We start from the raw sequence: 4,306 nt of genomic DNA, 5'->3' as shown, positions 1-4,306 counted from the left end.
GCCTGGCACCGGCACACTCGACGAGATGGCCCAGTTGATCGTCACGCTCCTGGAGCCGTATTTACAACCCGATAATTGTTAAAGCTATTTGAGGGATGTTGTACTAGTAGATTTCGACGACGAGGGCTGCTGCCGATGCCAATGACTCTGGCAGGAGGCTCCCTGCAAGTACTCTATCCCCATTGTGCCGGACTCGACGTCCACAAGGACACCATTGTGACCTGTGTGCGCTGTGTCTCGGCGCCCGTGCATCACGAAGTGCGCAGCTTTGACAGCACCACCGCCGGCCTGCTGGCGCTGCACGGCTGCACCCACGTGGCCATGGATGCCACCGGGGGTACTGGAAGCCGGTGTGGCACATCCTCGAGGGCAACTTCGAGTTGGTGCTGGCCAATGCCCAGCACATCCGCAACGTGCCCGGCCGCAAAACCGACGTCAATGACGCGATGTGGATTACCGATCTGCTCGCCCACGGCTTGATCCGATCGAGCTTCGTGCCGCCGGCCGCCATCCAGGAGTTGCCCGATCTCACGCGCACCCGCAAGCAACTCGTGCGCGAGATCTCCCAGCACAGCCTGCGTATCCAGAAAGTGCTCGAAGACGCCAACCTCAAGCTCGGCCGCGTGCTCTCGGACGTGCTGGGACACAGTGGCCGGGCCATGCTCAAGGCGATTGTCAACGGCGAGGCCGATACCGAGCGGCTTGCCGCGCTGGGCGAAGGCAACGCCCAAAAAAAAAGCACGCCGAACTGTGCGAGGCGCCGCGCGGACGCATTACCGAACACCATCGCACGATGCTCAAGCTGAATCTGAATTTCATCGGTGCCCTGGAGCACACGCTCGCCGAGCTCGACGCCGTCGTGGGAAAAGCGCTGGCGCCGATCCGACAACGCGCCCGCCTGCTGACCACTATCCCCGGGGTTAGCGACTTGACCGCACAGGTCCTGTTGGCGGAGATCGGCGTCGACATGACGCGCTTCCCCGATGCTGGCCATCTCGTGTCTTGGGGGGCCTGTGTCCGCGCAATGACGAGAGCGCCGGCAAACGCCGCAGCACGCGCGTGCGCAAGAGCGGTACCTGGCTCAAGACTGCCCTGGTCACCGCCGCTTGGGCCGCGGTGCGCGTCAAGACCGGCTATCTCCGTGCACAGTTCCTGCGCATCAAAGCCAGACGCGGCGCCAAGAAGGCCATCCTCGCGGTGGCCGCTTCCATGCTCACCGCCGCTTACCACATGCTCTGGGATGGTGTGGAGTACACGGACCGTGGCCCCGATTACTTCGACCGCCATCATGCCGAGAAAACCATTCGACGCCTGCTCAAACGTCTCGCCGACCTTGGGTGCCATGTCGATCCCATCGCTCATGCTGTCTAACGCTTCGTAGTAGTGAGATTCGTTCGTTGAGCCAACCGCGCGCGGCGCTGCTGGCCTTCGGCGTGGCGGCGCTCGCGTATAACATACTGAGCGTGATTGGGACTGCCGTGAGAATCCGGTATGAGTTGGTTACCAGCGACATTGAGCTCTCACCGTATTACCTCGCCAGCGAAATCCGGGCGACGTATGCCGGCATGATGATCGCGGTACCGACCGAGATATGGGAAGGCTATGACCCTCTCACCCCGGCCCAGCTCAGCCGCGAGCTGCTCAAGATCGCAACGCACGTTGATCCCGCACGGGACGTGATGCAGCCGCATTGGGAGCGCACGGCGGAAAGAGTCGCGCAGTTTCCGGTGGTGCTGTGCATCGCTGATACGACCGAGCTGAACTTCAATGGCCAGGAAAGGGAGGGGCTGGGGCCGCTGAGCTACGAAGCCCAGCGGGGAATGTTTCTGCATCCGACCTACGCGGTGACGCCTGGCCGTGAACCGCTGGGGGTGATCGATGCCTGGATGTGGGCTCGGGAGCCAAAGGACGCTGACGGCAACCGCGGCGGGATCAAGGAAAGCGTACGCTGGATTGAAGGGTATGAACGGGTTGCGGAGCAAGCCGCGCTGCTGCCCCAGACACGGTTGGTGTATGTGACGGACCGCGAGGGTGATATTGCCGAGTTGATGGCGCGCGCCCAGGAACTTGGCCAACCGGCCGACTGGCTGATCCGCAGCCAACACAACCGCAACCTTGCTGAGGGCGGCAAGTTGTGGGATAGCGTCGACGCCAGCCCGGTACTTGGGGAAATCACCTTTATCTTGCCAGGGCGTGCAGGCCAGAAGGCGCGCGAAGTCAAACAGGAACTACGCGCCCGACGTGTGAAGCTGCTCGGTACCAGTCGACGAGTTCAATGACAGCTGCCGGGTCTGGCCGGAGCTAGAGGCCAGGGAGATCGGAGGGCCTGCAGGCGTCAAGCCAGTGGTTTGGCGGCTGTTGACGAACCGAGAAGCGCAGGATACCGATGCTGTCATTGAACTCGTCGACTGGTACCGAGCCCGCTGGGAAGTGGAGATGTTCTTCCATGTTCTGAAGACCGGCTGCAAGCTCGAAGCGCTACAGCTATCGCACATGGATCGTGTGGAGCGGGCCCTGGCGTTGTATATGGTGGTGGCGTGGCGCATTGCACGCTTGATGCGGTTGGGCAGAACCTGCCCGGATCTCGATGTGTCCCTGTTCTTCGACGCCGACGAGATTGGAGGAGCATACGTGCTTGCCAAGCAAGCTCGCCCGAAGGCACCGGTCACACTCAATCAGATGATTCTGGTTGGTTGCTTCCCTGGGAGGGTTCCTTGGGCGCAAGAACGATGGCGAGCCCGGCGCCAAAACGATCTGGATCGGCATGCAGCGAACCATGGATGCCGCACTCACCATACAGGCGCTGCGGGAAGAGTCATAACTTCTGTATAACGAAATGACTTAAAGTCGATCTTCGTCCGGCGAACGTGGTAGTTAAACTTGTAATTCTCCAAATATCTGCCGTTGTTAGATGGCAGTCCTTCGTATTCTGCACCTCATATACAACTATGATGCAACCAAATCTGACAAAACCAGACAGTTTCTACAAAGCCGTCTCCCGTTGAAGCGCAATGATAAATTGTGGCGGACAAGGAACGATGAATGATGCATGGCCTTTGGTTTCGTCGCTCATGCGAACGAATCGGAACAAAATAGACAATCAGACGGAAGATTGTGCTTCAAAATGTTTGATTTCCGGCAAATGTATAGGGCGGATGAAAGTTGTAAATTTTTGATTTATATCAAAACAAAATTTAGTTCTGAATTCAATCTTATGCTAATCTCGATTAGACTGAATCGCAGTCATTATTCGGATAAATCCCGCGATCGGAAACATGGAAGGGCTATGCTGCACCTATCGTTGAGTCCAAGACGGATGGAAAGTGCGATTGCATCTTCGGCACGTTTGGTATGATTCCCCGCTGGATGCTCCGGGGGCGAGATGGATATTAATTATTAAATCTCATTTTTATTGGCTCACAAACAGTTGCGTTGCGTAATCCGCTGCTGGTTTTCGGGGCGTGTTGTGATTGCGGTGGATGCGCGATTGTCCGTCGATCCTGACGATTAGTCGTACCGCTAACCGACGACCTACTTTTAAGTGGCACGAAGTCCGCGCCACTTACATCGCCAGACGGTAGGCCGACCTAAAAGTAAACAACCCCTCTATGCATACATCTTGTCTTCGGTAAGGCACGAGCATTGGGAGGCGCAGCGTCGCAGAAAGGAATATCCATATGTTTAAGCGTAGTCTGAATGACGTTGAAAATGGCGAGTGCTTTGTAAACTGGGGAAATGGGGCCAATCACCGGTTGGCGGTGGAGGCAGGCCGAATGGGATTCACGGTTTGCCGCACTGTTGTGCATGCAGGATCGGAGTCTCTCCTCGAATATAAAAATAATCTAGAATTCTGCTATTGCATAGATGGCGAAGGCGAGGTGGAAGATATGCAGGGAAACGTTTTACTGCTCCGCAAAGGCGATATTTACGTTCTCGACAAGCACGGTCGTCACTTTCTGCGGGCAGCACAGGGCGGCGACCTAATCGTAGTGTGCGTCTTCAACCCGCCGCTGAAGGATACTGAAAGATGCAGCCTGTCCGGGAAGGAGCCCTCCTCCTGTTGAGAGAGTAAAGCGCTACATCGTGATCACGAAATATTCAACATAAAGCGATAGAGAAAGTGAATTAGACAAACATGTTGCAGATCGTTAATTCCGCGATCGCGTCCATCGATCTGCGAATAATCTCGATTTGTTAATCTTACTGTGTCACAAATGTGATCGATCAGTCAGACGCGCAACATGGGCAAAGGCCAAGGCTGCGCATCAGGTGGAAGCTAAGTTGATGACGGAGTGTGGTGATTGAA

General features: G+C 56.7%; 1 protein-coding gene and 2 pseudogenes. All 3 read left to right on the top strand.

Features of this window, described 5'->3' with window-relative positions:
- The first annotated feature begins 162 nt into the window (after positions 1-162).
- The 3 genes and pseudogenes from J8I82_RS37265 to J8I82_RS37255 all read left to right on the top strand — a co-directional run bounded on the left by J8I82_RS37265 (position 163) and on the right by J8I82_RS37255 (position 4,064).
- Positions 163-1,371: pseudogene (locus J8I82_RS37265) on the top strand (IS110 family RNA-guided transposase).
- Between the two features lie 305 nt (positions 1,372-1,676).
- Positions 1,677-2,821, top strand: a pseudogene (locus J8I82_RS39510) (IS4 family transposase); the annotation flags it as partial.
- Positions 2,822-3,677: 856 nt separating this feature from the next.
- A complete protein-coding gene (locus J8I82_RS37255; RefSeq protein WP_209765585.1) occupies positions 3,678-4,064 on the top strand; it encodes an ectoine synthase in 387 nt (128 codons plus the stop codon).
- Positions 4,065-4,306 lie beyond the last annotated feature (242 nt).

This window comes from Cupriavidus consociatus, from assembly GCF_017814975.1.
GTDB classification, from domain to species: domain Bacteria; phylum Pseudomonadota; class Gammaproteobacteria; order Burkholderiales; family Burkholderiaceae; genus Cupriavidus; species Cupriavidus consociatus.
This window is presented reverse-complemented; position numbering and strand designations above follow the sequence as displayed.